The following is a 22,771-nucleotide window of genomic DNA, read 5'->3' on the forward strand; positions in this document are numbered from 1 at the left end:
TAGGGGGAAGATTTTATGAGAAAAGGTGACATTGAAAAATCTCTAAAGAGGTTTTTGAAAAGAAAAGTCAGTTATTCTCTTTCGCTTTTGATAGCCTTCATGATAACAGGGGGAATATCTTTAGGTGCAGGAATAACAGCAGAGGAAATACAGGAAACTAAAGGGGATCTTTTAACTAGAATTCAAACAGAACGAGAAGAAATAAAAAGGAAAATAGCAGAAAATGAAAGACTGATAAAAGAATATAATTCAGACTTTGTGGAATTAGTAAGAAAGGGAGATTTTTATTCAAAACCTTTATTCAATAGTACACAAATCTTTTTTACTTATCAATATTTAGATAATGGAAAAATGAAAGACAGAACAGATAAGGAATTTGCAGAAACTATAGATGCAATCAACAAGCACTATGGAACAAAGAGTGGAAGAAGTCTTCTTAGATCAACTGGAAACATTGGAAAAGACAAAATAATGTCTGGAAATGGAGTAGCTGTTGATACTGAGGTATTTAGGGAAACAATAGAAGTAGGAGCAAATATCGTTCCTGTTGAACCAATACTTCCTGAAATAAATAAAACAATCAACATAACAGTAGGAGTGCCAACAATTGGAGGAATACCAACAATAACAGCTCCAACAATAGTAGCGCCAACAGCACCAACAGCAATTACTACTCCAACAATTAATGTAACAACACCAGGAGCAGTAGCTTCAATAAATGTAACAGCTCCAAGCGTACCTACACCAACAGTACCAGGAGATAAGACTATTGTTAAGCCAACTGTAGCAATTCCAAATGCAGTGGATCCAACAATGGTTGTAGCACCAACAGCACCAACAGCTCCTGTTATTGTTCCTATAACAGTAAATTCTTTTAGTATAACAACAGCTGGAGATGGTAATGGTGATGGATCTTGGTATTGGAATACAGGAGGTTCAAATGGAATTATTTCACAGGTAATTATGACTGCTGGTACATGGGATATTAATAATTTTTCAAACAGTACTATTACTTCAGGATATGATAGTGAAATTACAGGATATTCAGCCTATATGCCATTTCAAAGAGATGGAATAACACAATATGCAGGAGCACCAATAGATGATAAAAGTTATAGTGGAACTGGAATTGGTTCAGGTAAAATGGGGATTTATAGAATCGTTGGATCTCCTTATTCTTCTTTTGGAACTGGAACAACTGTTAATATAAATGCAACTACAAGAAGTGGAACTGTAAGTACTTTAAGACAGTTTATTCATTTTGATCCACATGGTGAAGAAGCCGCAATACTATCAAAGATCACTAATGCTACATCAGATGAAAAAACAAAAGCACAAACTTATTATGACATAGCTAAAGCAAACAATGGAATGGCTGCTGGGCATGAAAGAGCAATGTTTTTAACTTTAAAAGGAGATATTAATTTAACTGGAAATACAGTAAATATAGTTGGATTACAAGGGCATTCATATGGGGATGCGTCAAATTATGGATCTTCACAAGTATTTGTATTTAATAGTGGTAATATAAAAGTAAATGGTGAAAAAAATGCAATTTATGCTTATACAGCTGTAGGAGATACTGCACATAGATATTTCACATTTTCAAATCATACATTAGATGGGCAAACAGGAAGCATGAAAATAGAAGGAGCTTCAAGTAAAAATAATGCTATGGTTGTTTTTGACAGACAAAATAGTGGGGTTAATCATGTACTAAGTTTTTTTAATGATGGTTTAATGGAAATAGAGGATGGAAGTCAAAATATAGGAGTATTTCTAGGAACTGGAATTAATAAGGGTACAGTTGAATTAAATGCTCCAATCATAATAAGTGGTGGAACAAATAATGTAGCAGTATATCATGGTGCTCAAGGAGTAGGGCCTACAAATCAATTAGCAGGACAATCAGTGTTGAAAGCTGATATCACAGGTGGAACAAAAAATATAGGTTATTTTACAGAATTTGCTCAAACTTTAAATGATACTACTGGAACAAAGCCAAATCATGCTTTCACAATATCTGGAACAGCAGAAAATTCAATTGGTGTCTATTCGAAAGCTAATGTAAATATAGGAACAGGATCTGTAGTATTAACAGGTGGAACAAATAATGTAGGTCTATATACTGAAAATGGAAATATAATTTCTAAAGGTAGTATAGAATTTGGCACAGGAACTTCTGTTGGAAATGTTGGAGCATATGCAAAAAATGGATATTCTATTACAGTTGATTCTGCTAAAACAACAGGAACTTCAACTAATGGAACATTATTGTATTCAGATGGAGGGACAATTAATGTAACTTCTGATGTGTCAGCAACAGGAATGCAGGTAACAGGAGCTGATACTTCTAATAAAAATAACTCTATGCTGGCTTTTTCAACTGGAGGAGGAATTATTAATTTAACAAATAATATTCTTGGGTCATCTTCAACACCAGATATTGAAGTTACAGGAATGGCATTAACTGATGCTTCAAGTATGTATAGAGGAATTGGATTAATGGCTGATGGGGGAACTATTAATGTTTTATCTCCTGTTTATATAAAAGTTACAAATGGTGCTGCTGGAGTAGCATCAATAAATACAAATGGAAACATAAATATAGCAGCAGGGTCAACAATAGAAGTAGATAATGGATATGCTGTATATAGTGATGGAACTGGAAAAATAGATATGCAAAATTCTACAATAATACTTGGTGGGAATGCAACAGCATTTGATATCTATAAGTCAGGAACAAATCCATTGACAGTAACAGGAACAACAGTAAAAGTAGTTTCTAATGATGTAATAGTTTTTAATGTTAAAAATATTACAGCCCCACTAGATGTAAGCACACTAGAGGCCTCAATAAATCCAGGGGTAACAGTAACAAATGATGGAATTCATACTCAATATATAGAGGCAGCAGTGGATAAAGCTATAATAAATGTAGATACTGCACTGAATAAAGCGGATACATCTGGAGCTTCATTCTACTTCTATAATAGATTTATAGCACAAAACAGTGTTTTAAATGTAAACGAAAATGTTACATCAGAACTTGCTACATCTCAAACTACTAACTTTAAAGGACAGGTAATAGCTCTTGAGATGAACTCAAGTAAAAGTGCAACTTCTAATGCAACTTCAAAAATTAATATAGCTTCATCAGCAACAGTAAAAGCAGGAAGAACAGATGCAGGAGCTGGAGCAGTAGGGGCATTTATTAACTATGGAGAAATTAACAATGATGGAACTATTGAAGTACAAAAAGTAAATATTTCTGTAAAAGGTGGAACAGGTATATTTGCAACAAATGGATCAAAAGTTGATAATAAGGCAACAGGAAAAATTGATGTTTATGGAGATGAAGCATTGGGTATCTATGCAACAGCATGGAGAAAAACTTCACTGGGAACTTTAGCAGGAGAGGAATTTGGATCAAGTGCTTTAAATCAAGGAGAAACTTCAGTAATAAATAGTGGAAATATAGTAACTAATGGGGAGAAATCAGTAGGTATATATCTTGAAAATAATAGTAGAGATGCTAGTTTAGCCATTGGAATGAATAGAGAAATATCAGCTGTCAATGCAGGAAATATAACTGTTGGAAAAGACTCAATAGGAATATATGCCAGTGGAACTGGAACAGGATATGAATCTGAAACAAAAATAGGAAATACAGGAACATTGAAAGTAGGAGAAAATTCTACAGGAATGTATGGAGAAAACGCAGTTACAATAACAAATATTGGAAACCTTGAATTAGGAAAAGGCGCTACTGGTATTGCTTTAAGTCCAGATTCAAAATTGGATTCATCAGCAGTTTTGGGAACAATAACAACAACAGGAGGAGTTAGTGACAGAGTTTTACTAGCAATTCATGGGGATACAAGTTCTCCAGCAGCAACTTCAATAGCAACTCCTGGAGGAATAATAGATACAGGTTCAATAAGCAATATGACTTCATTATATGTTCAGGGAGCAACAGGAGCTTCTACTGGTTCTAGTACTACATTGAAAATTGGAGCAAGTGGAGTAGGAGTATATGTAAACAGTGGAAGTGCAACTAATGCTGGAAAAATAGAGATGGCTTCTGGAAAAACAAATGCAGTAGGAATGTATACTAAAAAAGGAACAGTTACTAATACAGGAACTATTGAAGTGGGAGATTCTACTCAATTAGGAATGGTAGGAGTAAGTTCTGATGCCAATTTAGTAAATACAGGAATTATTGATTTAAAAGGAACAGGAGCAGCAGGAATAGTTGTTCAAAATGGCGCAACAATTACAGACAGTGGAGCTTCAAATTTAACTTTCAGTTCAACAAAATCTTTTGGTATAGCAGCAGATAATGCAAAGGTTGTACTAAATGGAGGAACTGTATCAATTGCCAACTCAGGAGAAAATATATATGTTTATGCTAAAAACAATTCAAATGTAACAATAAGTAATGCAACAACAATAAATGGAGCTGTTGTTGATCCTATAAAAAAATCTGTTGGAATTTATTTAGATGGAACTAATGTTTTAACTAATAATTCAACTTTAACAGCAACAAATGGAGCAATAGGAGTATATGCAAATGGAGCTAATTCTCTGACAAATGGAATATATATTTCTACTGGAGACAGTACAGTAGGTATTTATTTTACTAATGGAGGAACTTTAGCTAATACAGTTGTAAATTCTGGTTCATCAAGTGGAAATTCAGTTGGAGTATATGCTTCTGGAGGGCAGGTAAATGTAACTGGCGGACTTGCTTTAAATATAGGAACTGGTGGTAGTACAGGTACAGGAATGTATCTTGCTGATGGAGCTGGAGTAACTGGAGGAACAATCACTGTTACAAACAACTCATCAACTGCAAATATAGGGGTATACTACACAGGAGCAAATACAAAAACAGCAGCTCATGGAGCAGAAATTATTCTTGCTGGAACTAATCAGGAAGTAGGTATTTATGCTAATGGGGGAATAAAAGTAACTAACAGCAAAAATATAACTGATAATACAGCGACTGGTTCAGTAGGAGCTTTAGTAAGCGGTGGTTCAACATATACTGCAACAGGAAACTTTAACAGAACAACAGCTGGAGCAGCAGTTGGATATTATGCAGATAATGGAACAGCAGATAATAAAGGAACAATAAGTCTGACAGGAGCTGGTTCAACAGCAGCAGGAATGGTAGCAGAAGGAACAGCTTCAGCAACAGCTGTTGTAAAAAACAGCTTAACAATAACAGCTGATAATTCAGTTGGTATGGCTGTACTGAGCGGAACAGGAACAAGTACAGGAATAAATGCTGGAACTATAAATGCAACAACAGGAACTGGAGTATATGTAAAAGGTGCAAATACAGGATTTAATGGAGCTGGTGGAACAATAAATCTGACAGGTGCAGGAACTGGTATTGTACTTGATAATACAGGAGCTGGAAAAATAACAAATGCAGGAACTATAACTCTTGCAGCTAATTCAGTAGGGGTATATGGAGATAATGCTAAAATAGATTTCCCTGTTACTATTAATGGAACATCAGGAACTGGTATATATGCAGAAAATGGTTCAGTAGTATCTGGAACTGTAAATGCTGGAAATTCAAAAGATACAGTTGCAGTTTACCTTGCAGATAATACAGCAAGTGTAAATGGAGCAGTAATAACAGCAGGAGGAGTTACAAGTACATCATCTATCGGACTATATCTTGGTGGAACAGGACTTACTCACACAGTAGGAAATTCTACAATAAATGCTCCTACTTTAGGAACTATTGGTATCCTTACAGATAATGGAAATACAATAAACTATTCAGCAACTACAAATGTAGGAAATGGCGCAATAGGAATGTATTTAAAAGGAACAGGAACTCTTCTTAATGCCAATGCGGGAACTATAAATATAACAGGAACTGGAATAGGAGTATTGGTAGATACAGGAGCTACAGCTAATCTAGGAACATCAGGAACACTTACAGTAAACTTTAATGGCGGAGGAGGAATACTTTCATTTAACAATGGAGGTACAGTAAATCTTGGAGCTAATATAGTTATTGGAAGTGGAACAGGAACACTAGCAGCTACAAAAGATGGAAATCTTTCTAACTCAGGAACTATCACAATAGGAGATGGTTCAGCTGGACTTCTTGGAGTATACAGCGCTGGAGGACCATTTACTGTATCAAATACTGCAACAGGTGTTATAAATGTACAGGCAGGAGGACTTGGACTGGTAGCTACAGGAACAGGGGCTCTGGTAACTGTTAAAAATGATAATCTGATAAATGTAACAGGAAAAGATGCAGTAGGTATGTATGCTGATGTTGGAAATATTGATAATGCGCTGGGAACAATAAATGTAACTAATAATGGTATAGGAATGTATCTGGTAGGAGCAGGAAGTATTTTAGACTTTGGAACATTAAATGTAACAAAGGGTGTAGGATATGTAGTAAATGGAGCAACATTGGGAGCAGCAACTGGAACAGTGACTCTTCATGCAGGAGATAAAGATAATTACTCTATTGGAGGATATTATTTGAATACTTCAGGAACTATAAATCTTCCAGCAATAGCAGATGCAGACTATTCAATCAAGGCAGCTATCAGTGGTGGAGTAAATACAGTAACTGGAGCAATAACAACAACTGGCGGACAAAACAAAATAGGGATATTTGCTTCAGGTTCTGATACAGGACTGGGAACAGTAACTGTAGGAGGAAAAGGAAACATAGGAGTATATGGAAAAGACAGCAAATTAACTGTAAGCGGAATAACTGTAGCTGATTCAACTCTAACTAATACAGAGGATATACCTGTTGGAGTAGTGTTGAATGGTGGAAGCTATATTGGAAGTGGAAATGTTTCTGTAGGAAATAACGGAATAGGATTATATGCAACAGGTATTCAAAATAATATACAGCATAATGGAGGAACTCTTGGTGTAGGAAATTCATCACTTGGATTCTATGGTGAAGGAACAGGAACTAACAGCTTAACTGTAAATACTACAGGAATAACACTTGGAGATAACAATTCTATAGGAGTGTATGCTAAAAATATAAACTCATCTGTAACAGGTGATATGTATGTTGGAACAAATACAAGTATAGGAATAGTAAGTGAAGGAAATGGAAATGTAACATATTCAGGGGATCTGACAATAGAAGATAAAGGAACTGGAGTAAATGATACTGGTTCAGTAGGTATCTATAAACTAGATGGAACAGGAACTGTAAATGTATTAGCAGGTAACTGGAATGTAGGAAATAATGGATATGGAATTTTCTTGAAACAGGCAGCAGAACAATCAGCAACAATTAACAATAATGCTGATATGACTTTAGAAACAGCAGCTGTAGGAATATTCTCAAGTGGAAAAAATATAGTAAATAACATTGGAGATATAACTGTAGGAAAAACAGATGTAAATGGAGAGCATGATAAAACTGATAAGCATTTAAATTCTATAGGAATGTATCTAACAGGAGGAACTGTAGCAACAAGTTCTGGAACGATAACTGTAAACCATGATCATTCAGTAGGAGTATATGGAGAAGGAACAGAAACAAGATTCACAAATACAGGAACTATCAATGTAGATAATGGTGGAGTAGGAATTCTTGTAAGAAATGGTGCAGTAGCTGTAAATGCTGTAGGAGGTGACATTAATTTAGGAGGAACACTAGCATCATGCGGAGCTGTAACAATAGGTATGGCATCATATGGAGCAGGAGCTACTATCATTAATAATGGAACTATTACAGTAAATCAAGGGGCAGGAATGCTTGTTGGTACAGGAACAATATTTGAGAATAATGGAACTATTGTAGTAAACAATGGGGTGGGAATAGAAGGTATTGGAAGTACAATAAACGCTGGACATATAGTAGTAAATGGCGGATCAGCTATAGGAAATGGTGGATTAGCAACTGCTGAAATAGGATCTGTTACAATCACACCAGATGGAACTATTAAAATCAATGGAAACTATACTTCTATTGGAGGAACTCTTTCTACAGCAGGAAATATAATAGTAGATGGAGCATATGTAGATGTAACAACTGGAACACCTCTATTTAATGCAAACAGTGTAAGCGGAGAAGTAAAACTGCTTCCAAACTTTGCAGCAACAGGAAATGGAATTTCATATGAGATAGATGGTTTTGTAAATACAGCAATGGGAGCAATTACAGGAACTAAACTTACTCCTGTAACATCACCTCTGTTTATTGCAAAAGTAACAGATAAAGGAAGCCTTGTTATAGCTAAAAGACCATATGCAGATCTAGTAATAGGAGAGCAGTTTGATGCTTTACATAAAGGACTGGATAATATTCTTAAAAATAGTGGTGGAAGTGGAAGAGATGCTGAAATTCTGAAAGGGTTGAATGAATATCTGGAAGGGCTTCCAGCAGATCAATTTGAAAGAGAGACATCATTGAAATTAGCTGAAACAAGAGGAGATATCTATGCAACTATTCAGGGAAGAATGCAGGATATCAACAGAGCATTTGACAACTCTTTCTATGAACTTGAATCTTCATACAATCTGACAAAGGACAGCAGTAAATACAGTGTTATCTATACTGATGGAAACTACAAAGATTCTACATTGGGAATAGATGACTATGATTACAAAGTAATGGGACTTCTGTATATGAAGGAAAAAGAAGGAACAGAGTATGGAAGTAAATATGGATATACAATAGGATTTGCAGGATCTAAGTTTGACTTTGATGATGGTGGATCAAAAGAGGATGTATACTCATTGAGAGTAGGAGCACATAGAGTTAAAAATCTAAGTGAGGAACATAAAGTATCATGGCTGTCAAGAATAGAACTTGGATACAACAGACATATTGCTAAGAGAAAACTTAACCTTCAAGAAACATTTGAAAATAAGGGAGAGTACAATACTTACTCTGTAGCACTTGACAACAGACTTACAAAAGTTATCTATACAGATCTTTCTAGACAGTTGGATGTATATGCTGATTTAGATTTAGAGTATGGAAAAATAGATGACTTTAAAGAAAGCGCTGGAAGCAAAGGCGGACTTGAAGTGCAGATTAAAGACAATGATTATCTGAGCGCACAGGCAGGAGCTGGAGTGAAGGCATCTCAAAGAATCTATGCAGGAAATGATATCTCGGTAAAAGTAACAGCAGATGTAAAATATGCATATGAATTTGGAGACAACTATGATGGAAACAAAGCAAAACTTAAAAATGGAGAGGAAGGATATTACAGCCTAATTACTCCAGAAGAAAGAGAAGGAAAACTAACAGGAAAAATTGGACTTACAGTAGAAAAAGCGAACCACATGGGAGTAACATTCGAAGTGGAAGCAGCAGATGAAGGACACAAAAAAGATTCATCAATTAAATATGGTGTAAGATTCAATTACAAATTCTAATTAAAGCAATAATTAAAACATTAGACTGCTCTTATTTAAGAGCAGTCTAATGCTATTCTAAAGGAGGTTAAAGTAAAGTTATGGAAAAAAAAAGAAAAAGAGGCCGTCCTTTAGGCAGTGGAGTGAAAAATTACTGTGCTTTTGGATGTCGCTTTACTGAAGAAGAATATTTATTAATTCAAGAAAGCCTAAAAAGTTTAAAAAAAGAATATGGATCAAAAAATAATATAATTTTTAATCTTTTTAAAAGATATGAAAAAACTTTAAGAGAAAAAGATGATAGTATATAAAATAAAAAAGTGTAAATGATTTAAATACCTTTACACTTTTTTTATTTTTTCTATAATTATTCATTTTAATAAAAAATATTCTAATTCAGCAATCTATTCTTAAAAACTCATAACAAATTTCTGCAAGTTTTCCATTCAAATTTATTTTTCCTTAATATTTTCATTAAAAAAATCATTATTGTGTAAAAATAATTTAAAATTTTTAATTCTATTAGCTTTCTTTAAATATAAAAAATATGATTTTAAATTGTATGTACATATATTGCTTTTTTATTAAAACATTAACGATCAAAAGTTATATAATTGTTTTTTAATTGTATGTAAAAAAATATTGTGGTATAATTATTTGAATATGTTTTAAATGTAAACTTATTTAATTGTTAAAATATAAAACGAATAAATTCTAAAAAACTTATGTTTGGAATATTTGTTTGTCGTTTTTTGTAAAAGGAGGGATAATTTTTTATTAAAAAAATTAATATATTAAAAGTAATTTATTCTTAAGGAGGAAAGAAACATGAAGAAAATATTGGGGATATTTCTTTTTATATCTTGTTTGACAACAGCACTTTATTCACAGGAAGTAAGTGAAAAAGAGGGGAGAAAAGTTCTTGAACAGATAAGAAGAGAAATACAGGCTGAAGAAAAGGCAAAACTGAAAGCCATTGAAGATGCTGAAAAAGCAAAAGCAGAAGAGGAAAAAGCCAGAATAGCAGCAGAAAAAGCTGAAGAGAAAAAGGGGAAAAAAATACTTGAGGATATTAGAAGAGATATGAATGAATCTCTTGAAGAGAAAGTATTCAGAAGCGACAATAATCCTGAAGCTAGAATAGCAGCAGCTGGAGCAGCTTTTGAAATTGGAAAGGAAAGAATGGCATTTCTGAAAATGGAGGAAGAAGAAATCATAAAACTTGAAGAGGTTTTGGGGATGGAAGCTGATGAGAACAGAGTATTTTTAAGTCAGAAATTCGATGAAGTGTATGATCAGTTTAACTCAAATAATAATGAAATTGAACTTCTTTTATTAGAAAATGAGAAGCTTAATGAATACTTGAGTAGATTAGATAGAATGGAACAGAAAGTAAGAGCAGGAAATTAAATAGGGGGAAAGATTTTATGAGAAAAGGTGACATTGAAAAATCTCTAAAGAGGTTTTTGAAAAGAAAAGTCAGTTATTCTCTTTCGCTTTTGATAGCCTTCATGATAACAGGAGGAATATCTTTAGGTGCAGGAATAACAGCAGAGGAAATACAGGAAACTAAAAGCGATCTTTTAACTAGGATTCAAACAGAACGAGAAGAAATAAAAAGGAAAATAGCAGAAAATGAAAGACTGATAAAAGAATATAATTCAGACTTTGTGGAACTTGTAAGAAAGGGAGATTTTTATTCAAAACCTTTATTCAATAGTACACAAATCTTTTTTACTTATCAATATTTAGATAATGGGAAAATGAAAGACAAAACAGAAAAGGAATTTTCTGAAACTATAGATGCAATAAACAAGCATTACGGAACAAGAAGTGGAAGAAGTATTCTTAGGTCTTCTGGGAATATAGGGAAAGACAAAATAATGTCTGGTAATGGAGTAGCTGTTGATAATGAGAGTTTCAGTGAAACAATTAATTTAGGAGCAAATATTAAATCATTAAATCCAGAATTACCAATAATAGAGCCAAATATAAATGTAAGTGTAACAACACCAACAGTAAATCTTGGAGGACTTCCTGGAACTGTAAATCCTGTAGTACCAGTAATATCATCAATAACAGCACCAGTAATAATACCTCCAACAGCACCAATGGGGGCATCAGTGTCAGTGGCAACACCAAGTGCAGTAGCTGCAATATCAGTAACAGCACCAACAATAACAACACCAAATACACCAGAGGATAAAAATATTGAAGTGGCTCCTATAACAGCACCAAAAGGATTTACACCAACAATAATAATCACTCCAAATAAACCAGGAGCACCACAGGTAATAGTTCCACAAGACTTTACTCCACCAGTAATATCATTTAATGGAACTGGTTTTGGTCAGGGATCAGCTATAGATACGCCAAAAAGTAATATCATTATCCAGAATTATGATACATATACTACAGATACTCCTGTAATAATAACAACTGGAAGTGCTGGAACAACTTGGACAGGAGGAACAATAACAACAGTAACAAATACAAACGGTTCTTCTTATCCAGCAACACCAGGAACATATCAATTAGCACCTGGTTCTACTACAACATTATTAAATGCGTTTATTAATGAGCTTAGAGATCATAATGCTAATATTGGTGGAGAATATGTAATGAAGGATGCAGGAGGAGGGAATACAACAAAAATATTCTTAAGTCATAATCCTGCTGGAGTTGGTGGGATAGGAGGATCATATCATGGAATCAACGCTGCTGGAGAAAGAAGAGCTGTATTTTCTGGAAAATTAGAATTGCAAGGAATTGCAGCTACAAATAATACCAATGTTCTAGTTGGAGTAGAACATCAATTATGGAATGCAAATTGTCATGTAGGAGCATATTCTGTATTTGAAAATAGAGGAGAAATATTATTATCTAGTGGAAATAATATAATTGGAATAATGATTGATACTGAAACTTCTCCAAATGCAGGAAGTGCAAGACATAAAACAATTAATACTGGGAAAATAATTATCAATAGCCAAAATAGTATAGGTATTGATTTTGGTAATTATGTTAATAATTACTTATTGGTAGATGTTTCTGTAGGAAATATTGAAGTTAATGGGGAAAATAACTATGGATTAAGAATGAATGACATACATGGAAACACATATTTTGATAATGGAGTTACAATAACTTCAGGATTAAACTCAAGTAATGCTGCAACAAAAATTACTGTTGGTGGAAAAAATAATGTAGGAGTATCTATTGCAAAATATTTGTCAAGTGCAGCAAATATTAATCCAATAGCTAATATTTCAAACTTGAATATAGAAGTTACTGGAGAAAATGTTGTAGGATTCCTGAGAAATGCTAATTATTCAGCAAATAATATAAATGATATGCTGTTAAATAGTATAACTATGGGGACATTCAGTTTTGGGGCTGGGGCTAAAAATAGTGTTCTTGTAAGAAGTGATAAATATGGAATCCAGATAAGTAAAGATATAAGCTCTACACTAGGGTCTACGGGAAATATATTTGCTCAGGCAACTAAAACTGGAAAAATAATAAATAATGCAAAATTAAGCAGCACTTTAGGAAGCTTTACTGGACTTCTTTCAAGTGGGACTACTGGAGCTTCTGTAGAAAATAAAGGAACTGTAGAAATAACTGGGTCAGGAAATAATAATGTAGGAATAGGAGTATTAGATACAGCTATTGGAAGTAATAGTGGAACTGTAAAAGTTCTTGGAACAGGAAATAATAAATCAGGAATATATAATACAGGAACATTTACTATTTCCAATGGAAGTAATATAGAGGTTTCTGGAGAGGCTTCTTCTGGAATATATAATGAAAGTACAGTAAATATAAGTGGAACTGTTGCTTTAAAAGGAACTGCTGGAACAACAGGAATATACAGCAATGGTGGAACAATAACATCAACATCAGGAAACGCATTGAGTATAAGTATAGATGATACATCAAATCCAACAACAAAAGGATTAGCTGTATATGCAGAAGGTGGAGCAAACGTAACTCTTGGAGCTGCTAAAATAGAAGTAAAAAATGGAGCAGCAGGAGTAGCAGCCTTTGGAGCAGGAACAAGTATCAGTCTGATAGGTTCAGAATTAAAATATTCTGGAGAAGGATATGCTGCATATTCTGATGGGAATGGAACAATTAACTTAACTAATGCTAAGTTAGAGCTTTCAGGAAAAGCAACAGGAGTAGAACTTGATCTGCTTGCTCCTAAAGTAACATTAAATGGAACAACAATCACAATGATGTCAAATGATGCTACAGTAGCAAATCTGAAAAATGCAACTGGGCTTCTTTCTAATAGTTTAAAAAGTACTGTTGAAACAAATCTGGGATCAGGAGTAAGTATAGTAGATGGATTTGATGGTGTTACTACATTTGATAAATATAAAATAGCAACTGTAGATGGTGGAGATTTAACTATTGATGCTGATATGGATAAATATAGCCAAAATGATACTACTACTGGATATTTTTATTCTAGAAGATTTTTAGGGCAGAGACTTAACCTCACAGTTGCTTCTGGTAAGACAGTAACAGCTTCAACTGATACAGCATATGCAACTTCATACTTTAACAACCAAGTAGTAGGACTGGAGATGAACTCAAGTAAAGCTGCTACAAGTGCAACAGATGCACAAATCAATTTATTGGCTAATTCTAAAGTAATAGCTGATAGAACAGATGCAGGTGCTGGAGCAATAGGACTGTACATGAATTTTGGTAAAGTAGATATTGCAGCAGGTGCAGTAGTGGAAGTAGAGAAAGAAACATCTGGAGGAAATATTGTAAATGCAGGTGGAGTAGGAGTTTATGCTGTAAATGGAAGCACTGTAACAAATGCTGGTGAAATCAGTGTAGCAGGAAAAAATGCTATAGGAATATTAGGAATGGCATATAGAGAACAGCCTGTAGGAACTCCTCTGGTAGATGAGTTTGGAAATACAGGAATTTTTACAAATCAAGGAAAAATAGAAATTATTAATAATCAGGATATTAAACTTGATGGAACTGGAACTATAGGTATCTATGCATATAACAACAGTGGAGGATCAAGCGCAAATTCCAAAGCAACAAATACAGGAACAATAGAGGTAGGAGAATCAACAGCTACAAATGCTGCTATAGGAATCTATGGAGATAAGTCTCTCATTGCCAATAGTGGAAATATTAAAACAGGAAAAGAAGGAATTGGAATTTATGGTATTAAAGGTTCAACTATCAGTAGTCTTGGAACTCTTACATTGGGAGCAGATGGAATTGGTGTAATGGTTGATGGGACATCAAATATTACAGCTACATCAGTAATTCTTGCAGCAGGATCAGGAACAGATGCAAATGGTAAAACTGGTATTTTCTACAAAGGAACAGGTTCAGAATCACAAAGTATAGGTATAGCTATAGATGCTTCAGCTTTTGATAAAGGAACAGCTGTATTTGTAGAAAATATGAATCTGTCATCTGGCGGACAGATAGATGTAGGAAAAGATGGAGTCGGTATTTTCCTAAAAGGAAATACAAGCGCCAATACAGCAACTAATACAGGAATTATCAATCTGACAGGAACAAAAACTGGTGCTGTTGGTATGTATACAAAGATAGGGAAAATAATTAATACAGGAACTATCAATGTAAATAATTCTACTCATATAGGAATGTATGCTGAAGGTCCTGGAAACACAGTTGCCAATGGAAATATAATAAATCTTAATGTAAATAACTCTACAGGTATCTTTGTTAAAGATGGTGCGAAGGCAGAGCTAAATATAGGAAATACCATCAATTTCATACCAGGAACATCAGATAGTCTGGGAGTATTTGCACACAAAGGTGAAGTTGAATTTAAAGACAATATTCTATTTTCAAATAATAATGAAAATAAGAACATCTATGTTTATGGTAAAGATGCAACTGTTGGAATAGATCCTGTAAAAACTGTAACAGTAGATGGAGTAGGAACTCCAACAACAGCAGGAAATAAAACTGTAGGAATCTATCTTGAAAATGCTGGTACTGGAAGTACATTTACAAGTAATACAACAGGGCAGCTTGTTGTTCAAGGTGAAGCAGTAGGTATCTATTCAAAAGGCAATAATACTTTAAATGTAAATGTAACAGCTATAGGAGAAAAAACTACAGGAGTATTTATTGATGGAGGATCAACTATCACAGGAACTGTAACTGCCAGAGGTGCATCAGGAGTAGGAGCAGTAGGAGTATATGGAAGTGGTGGAGCTGTAACAATAGGCGCAGGAGGATTAACTCTTAATACAGATCTGGATAAAGGAACAGGAATGTATCTTACTGATGGGGCTTATGCATCTGGAGGAAAAATCACAGTAAACAATACAGCTACAGTTGATAATATAGGAGTATACTACAGCAAGGGAACAGCTTCAGGAACTGTAACAAATGGAGCTGAAGTTGAACTTACAGGAAATAAAAGTATAGGAATATATGCAGCAGATGGAATAAATCTTGTTAATGCTAAAAATATAACATCAACAGGGGGAAGTAATAATATAGCTTCATATGTAGGAGGAAACTCAACACTGACTTCAAATGGAAATATAACTATGACAGGTACAGGCAGCAACATAGGTATATATACAGGAAAGGGAAGTGGAATAAATAATGGAGCTATTGATTTAACAGGATCTACAGGAACATCATCAGCAGGGATGGTTGCTAAAACTGATGCATCATCAGATACAGCTTCTGTAGAAAACAAGAATACAATTACAGTAGGAAGCAATCTTGGAATGTATGTAGCAGGGAATGGAACAAGTTCAGGAAAAAATACAGGAACAATAACTGCAACAACAGGAACAGGAGTATATGTAGATGGAGCAGCTCACAGCTTTAACGGAACTGGAGGAACTATTGCATCAAATGCAGTAGGAATTTATCTGAAGGATACAGGTGCAAATAAAATCACTGCTGGAACTTTAAATATAGGTTCAGGAGGAGTAGGAGTATTTGGAGAAAATGCCAAGATAGACTTTGCAGTAAATGTAACAGGAGCAGAAGCAGTAGGAGTTGCAGCTGAAAGTGGAACAGTAATATCAGGAAATATAACAACAGGACAGGATTCTGTTGGAGCATATGTACTGGATAATACAGTTTCATTTAATGGATCTGTAATTACAACTGGTACTAACTCATCAAATACATCAATAGGAGTACTTCTGGCAAATGGAATAGGAACATATACTATGAACAATGTAACTGTAAATGCTAAAAATGGAGTAGGAATCTATCTGGGAACAGGAGCTAATCTTACACACAATGGTACAGTTACTACAGAAAATGGAATAGGTATCTATGTAGCAAATGGAACTACTCTTACAACAGGTACAACTGTTCTGAATGTAAAAAATGGTGGAACAGGTGTATATATAGATCAGGGAACAGCTAATCTTGGAACAACAGGAAGCCTTACATTTAACTTCTCATCAGGAGGCGGAATAGGAATATACAATAATGGCGGAACAATGAATATTGGAAGCAATATCAGTGTTACAGGATCAGGTTCTCTTGCAGCTACAAAAGATGGAAGCCTTACATCAAGCGGTACACTAAATATAGGAACAGGAGCAGTAGGACTTTTAGGAGAATATGGAGCAGCTACAACTACTCCTAAAGAAATAAGAAATACAGCTTCAGGGATTATCAATGCTACTAGCGGAGGAATAGGACTTGCAGCTATAAAATCAGGAGCAGGACCAGGAGCTCTAGTGACAATAACAAATGCTGGAACTATCAGCGCATCTGGACAGTCTGCTGGAAATGATCCATCAATAGGAATATATACAGATACAGCAAATGTAGTAAATACTGGAACTATTAATGTAGGAGCTAATGGAATAGGAATATATGCAGTATTTAATGGTACAGGAATTACAGTCCAAAATAATAATGTAAAAATGAATGGAAGTAATGGAATAGGAGTTTATCTGAAAGATGGAGCAGCTCTTGCATCAGGAAACAGCATAACAGGATCAGGTTCAAATAATACAGGACTTGTACTTGAAAATACAGCTGTACCAGCATCTGTAGGAACTATTTCACTTGGAGCAGACAGTATTGGAGTAATGGCTACAGGAGCAGCTGCAACAGGAATAATTAATGGAAATATATCAGTAGGTGCTGGAAATAACGCAATAGGTATTGTAGCAACAAACGGTGCTAATGTTACACTTAGCGCTGCATCTACAGTTACAACAGGAGTTAACGGAATAGGAGTATATGTAAATACAGCATCAACAGCTGTGGTGAATGATGCTTCTAAAGTAAGTGTAGGAACTGGAGGAGTATACCTTTATTCAAATGGGGGAAATTTATCATTTGCTGGAAATCTTGTTGTAAATGATCAGATAGGAATCGCTGCTAATGGGGGAACTGTAACAACACTTGGAGCAACATCAATTACAGTAACAAATGGTGGAATAGGAGCATACATCAAAGGTTCTGTACCAACACTTACAGGGACTGCTATTAATCTGCAAAGCGGAACAGCTTCAAAATATTCAATGGGTATCTACTATGATGGTGTAACTGGAATAGGAACAGCTCCAACTATCAATCAAACAGGAAACTATACAATAGGAATGGTATTGAACAATTCATCTGGTACAGCCAGCGGAGTAAATATTTCAGGACAGAACCAAATAGGAATTATGGCGCAGCAAGGGTCAGTACTTAATGCTGGTGGAACAGTGACAATAGCAGGAGATAAAAATATAGGAATCTATGGAGATAATAGTAATATCACAGCAAATTCAGGAATTTTCGTAGGAAATTCTACATATACAGCTGATAAGAGCAGTTCGTCTATTGGAATATTTATGAAAGGTGGAACATATACTGGAAGTGGAAATGTTACTGTAAAAGAGAACAGTATAGGAATCTATGGAGATCAGATGACAGGAGGAAGTATAACTCATCTGGGAGTAGGAAATGTCATGACTCTTGAAGATAACGCTATTGGTTTTTATGGAACAGGAACATCTGGAAATATGGAAGCAGAATTTACAGGTGGAACTACAGGAGGAAATGGAACAATTGCCTTCTATGGTAAGGGAATTAATATGAAGGTTACTTCAGATATATCTCTTGGAAATAATACAGCTGTAGGAATTGTAAGTCAAGGAACTGGAAATGTGACATATAATGGCGCTATAAGTGTAGGAGAGAAGTCTATTGGTATCTATAAAGCTGATGGAGCAGGAGTAATTACAACATCAGCAGGGAACTGGAATATAGGAAAAGGTGGATACGGTATCTATGCAAAACAATCAGGAGCACTGGCATCAACAATAAATAATGGGGCTAGTATGATACTTGATACATCAGCAGTTGGAATCTTCTCTGATGGAAAGAATAAAGTATATAATTCTGGAAATATAACAGTGGGAGCTACTGATTTAGGACCATCAGGAGATCATAGTAAAACTGACGACCATTTAAACTCTGTTGGAATGTATCTGGCAGGAGGAACTATTGCAGAAAATACAGGAACAATAACTGTTAATCATGATCATTCAGTAGGAGTTTATGTAACAGGTACAGGAAGCTACTTTACAAATAAAGGAGCTGGAGTACTGAACATTGACGGCGGAGGAGTAGGAATCCTTGTAAAAGATGGAGGAATAGCATTAAATGAAGGAACTATTACTCTGGGAACTAATCTGGCAGCATGTGGAGCAGAAACTGTAGGAATGGCAGCATTTAATGGTGGAAGAATTCTTAATACAGGAACTATAAATGTAAATGCTGGAGTAGGAATGCTTGTGGAAACTGGAGCTGTTCTTGATAATACAGGAGTTCTTAATGTAACTGGTGGTGTAGGAATACAGGGAGCAGGAACAGTTATAAATAAAGGAACTATTAATGTATCAGGAAGCGGAACAGCAACAAATCTTGGTGGATCATCTGGTCCAGCTAACATAGGTGCTGTAAAAATAGAATCTGATGGAACTATTACAATTAATGATCAGTATGTAGCTATTGGAGGAACATTAAATGCAGCAGGAGCCATTGTTGTAAATGGCGCTTATGTAGATGTAACAACAGGAGTACCTATGTTTAATGCTTCAAATGTAACTGGAGAGGTAAAACTGCTTTCTAACTTTGCATCTACAGGAAATGGAATTTCATATCTATTCCAGAATTTCCTAAATACAGCAGCAGGAACAGTATCAGGTTCAAAACTAACTACAAAGACATCACCATTGTTTGTAGCGAAGATAACAACAGATGGACATTTAGCTGTGGTGAAAAGACCATATGCCGACCTTACAATAGGGGAGCAGTTCGATGCTATGGATAAAGGACTTGACAATATACTTAAAAATAGTGGTGGAAGCGGAAGAGATGCTGAAATACTAAAAGGTTTAAATGAATATTTAGATGGATTAGCAGCAGACCAGTTTGAAAGAGAAACATCACAAAAGCTTTCAGAATTCAGAGGGGATATATATGCAACTATTCAAGGAAGAATGCAGGATATCAACAGAGCATTTGACAACTCTTTCTATGAACTTGAATCTTCATACAATCTGACAAAAGACAGCAGTAAATACAGTGTTATCTATACTGATGGAAACTACAAAGATTCTACTTTAGGAATAGATGACTATGATTACAAAGTAATGGGGCTTCTGTATATGAAAGAAAAAGAAGGGTCAGAATATGGAAGCAAATATGGATATACAGTAGGATTTGCAGGATCGAAGTTTGACTTTGATGATGGTGGATCAAAAGAGGATGTATACTCATTGAGAGTAGGAGCACATAGAGTTAAAAATCTAAGTGAGGAACATAAAGTATCATGGCTGTCAAGAATAGAGCTTGGATACAACAGACATATTGCTAAGAGAAAGCTTAATCTTCATGAAACATTTGAAAACAAAGGAGAGTACAATACTTACTCTGTAGCACTTGACAACAGACTTACAAAGGTTATCTATACAGATCTGTCTAGACAGTTGGATGTATATGCTGATTTAGACTTAGAGTATGGAAAAATAGATGACTTTAAAGAAAGCGCTGGAAGCAAAGGCGGACTTGAAGTGCAGATTAAAGATAATGATTATCTAAGCGCACAGGCAGGAGCTGGAGTGAAGGCATCTCAAAGAATCTATGCAGGAAATGATATCTCAGTAAAAGTAACAGCAGATGTAAAATATGCATATGAATTTGGAGACAACTATGATGGAAACAAAGCAAGACTTAAAAATGGAGAGGAAGGATATTACAGCTTAATCACTCCAGAAGAGAGAGAAGGAAAACTGACTGGTAAGATTGGACTTACAGTAGAAAAAGCCAACCACATGGGAGTAACATTCGAAGTGGAAGCAGCAGATGAAAGTCATAAGAAAGATTCATCAATTAAATATGGTGTAAGATTCAATTACAAATTCTAAAAAATAATATATTAAAAGGTTATAAGAAAATAGAAAAACTAGTCTAAAAAACAGAAGAAGAATAAAACTGTAATAGAAAAATTAAAGATAAATAGGAAAGGTGGCTTAAAAATTAGCCACCTTTTTTATAACTGAGATTTATATATTTTTTACTGAAAAAATCATAAATATATTTAATTCTTTCTAAGATTTTAAAATATAAAATATATATAATACCAAAATTAAGAAAATAAAAGGTTTTTAGAGATGATATATATTGGGTATAAAACCAAGAATCCAAGAGTATCTAAAAACAAAATCATTACTTTAATAAATAAGTATAATACAAATAATGAATGAAATGTATTCATGCTATTTATTTGATATTAATGTTCTTTTCTGATAGACTTATCTAAATTGTAACAGAAAATAAAATATATTAGGGGGAATAATTATGAAGAAATTATTGTGGATACTACTGCCACTTTTACTGCTGATTGGTTGTGGAAAAGAAAAAACAGCTGATGCAGGAAAAACAAAAGAAAATAAACTGATATATAGTCAAAGCAGTGAATCAGTGACACTTCATCCGCATGAAGCAACAGATGTATATTCGAGAAGAGTAATTTCAAATATCTTTGACAGGCTTATAGAAACTAATGAAAAATTAGAGATAGTTCCTGGACTGGCAGAAAGCTGGGAACAGATAGATCCTTTAACATTGAAATTCAATTTGAGAAAAGGAGTCAAATTCCAAAATGGAGATGAATTTACTTCAGAGGATGTAAAATATACATTTGAAAATGCTAAAAAATCTGCAAAAGTAGGGACTTTGTATTCAATGATAGATACTGTAGAAACACCTGATAAATATACTGCTGTATTTAAAACAAGTACACCATCAGGATCTCTTATGCATCACTTAACACATATAACAGCATCTATTCTTAATAAAAAATATTATGAGGCAACAGAAAATACTAATCATAATCCTATGGGAACTGGAGCATATGCTCTTGTAGAATGGAAACCCGGAGATTATATGACTCTTAAAAGAAATGAAGAATATTTCAGAGGAAAACCTGCTATAGAAATAGTTGAAGTAAGAGCTGTCCCTGAGGAAAATAGCAGAGTTATCGCTATCGAGACAGGAGAGCATCATATAACAGGAGATATCGATTCAATAGGTAGAAAGATACTGGCAGGAAGAGAAGACGTGAGAATAGAAGAAATAAGCTCTCTAGGGGTTGCTTATTTAGGAATTAATACTGCTAAAGGTGCATTGCAAGATGTAAGAGTAAGAAAAGCTATTGCTATGGGAGTAAATAGAGATATTATTATAGACTCTGTTCTAATGGGAGCAGTAGAAAAAGCCAACAGTCTTCTTGGACCAGGGGTAGTAGGATATTCAAAAGATACGAAGCCTTTTGAGTATAACCCAGAAGAAGCTAAAAAATTATTGAATGAAGCAGGATACGAAACTCTTGATCTTGTTATGGTAACAAGCAATAATGATTTAAGAAAACAAATGGCAGAAATTATGCAGGCCCAATTAAAAGAAATAGGAATAAATATAAAGATAGAAATATTAGAATGGGCAACTTTCCTGAACACTACTGGAAGCGGAAAGAGTGATTTATTCATGATAGGATGGTCAAATTCATCTGGAGATGCTGATTATGGACTTACTCCTATGCTTCACAGCAGCATGAAAGGAAACTCTGGAAATAGAAGTTTTTTTGACAATAAAGAATTTGATACATTATTAGAAGAAGGAAAAGTAGAATTGAATCCTGAAAAAAGAGCAGAAATTTATGCAAAAGCTCAGGATGTTATGAATAGAGAAGTACCAATTCTTCCAATATATTTCATGCCAGCAAGTGCAGGAATAAGAAAAGAAGTAAAAGGATTTGTACAATCTCCAATAAATAATCCTACATTCTACAAATTATCGTTTTAAAATAAAATAACAAATAAAAAAGCTC

The 22,771-nt window shown here is 34.5% G+C and carries 5 protein-coding genes; all 5 read left to right on the top strand.

The features are described from left to right. Window positions 1-15: 15 nt before the first annotated feature. The 5 genes from C4N20_RS12895 to C4N20_RS12915 all read left to right on the top strand — a co-directional run bounded on the left by C4N20_RS12895 (window position 16) and on the right by C4N20_RS12915 (window position 22,746). A complete protein-coding gene (locus C4N20_RS12895) occupies window positions 16-9,405 on the top strand; it encodes an autotransporter-associated N-terminal domain-containing protein (protein WP_106878593.1) in 9,390 nt (3,129 codons plus the stop codon). An 80-nt stretch (window positions 9,406-9,485) separates the two neighbouring features. After that, window positions 9,486-9,695: a hypothetical protein gene (locus C4N20_RS12900; protein ID WP_005980294.1), complete on the top strand. Its 210-nt coding sequence runs from the start codon at window positions 9,486-9,488 to the stop codon at window positions 9,693-9,695. A 517-nt stretch (window positions 9,696-10,212) separates the two neighbouring features. Continuing rightward, window positions 10,213-10,794: a hypothetical protein gene (locus C4N20_RS12905; RefSeq protein WP_005980292.1), complete on the top strand. Its 582-nt coding sequence runs from the start codon at window positions 10,213-10,215 to the stop codon at window positions 10,792-10,794. Window positions 10,795-10,811: 17 nt separating this feature from the next. Then, window positions 10,812-20,807 carry an autotransporter-associated N-terminal domain-containing protein gene (locus C4N20_RS12910; RefSeq protein ID WP_106878594.1) on the top strand — a complete coding sequence of 3,332 codons (9,996 nt, stop codon included), beginning with the start codon at window positions 10,812-10,814 and terminating at the stop codon, window positions 20,805-20,807. 433 nt (window positions 20,808-21,240) lie between these two features. Then, on the top strand, window positions 21,241-22,746 hold the full coding sequence (locus C4N20_RS12915) for an ABC transporter substrate-binding protein (RefSeq protein WP_005978062.1): 1,506 nt from the start codon (window positions 21,241-21,243) through the stop codon (window positions 22,744-22,746). Window positions 22,747-22,771: the final 25 nt, after the last annotated feature.

Origin of the sequence: Fusobacterium ulcerans (genome assembly GCF_003019675.1) — a bacterium.
Classification (GTDB): Bacteria; Fusobacteriota; Fusobacteriia; order Fusobacteriales; family Fusobacteriaceae; genus Fusobacterium_A; species Fusobacterium_A ulcerans.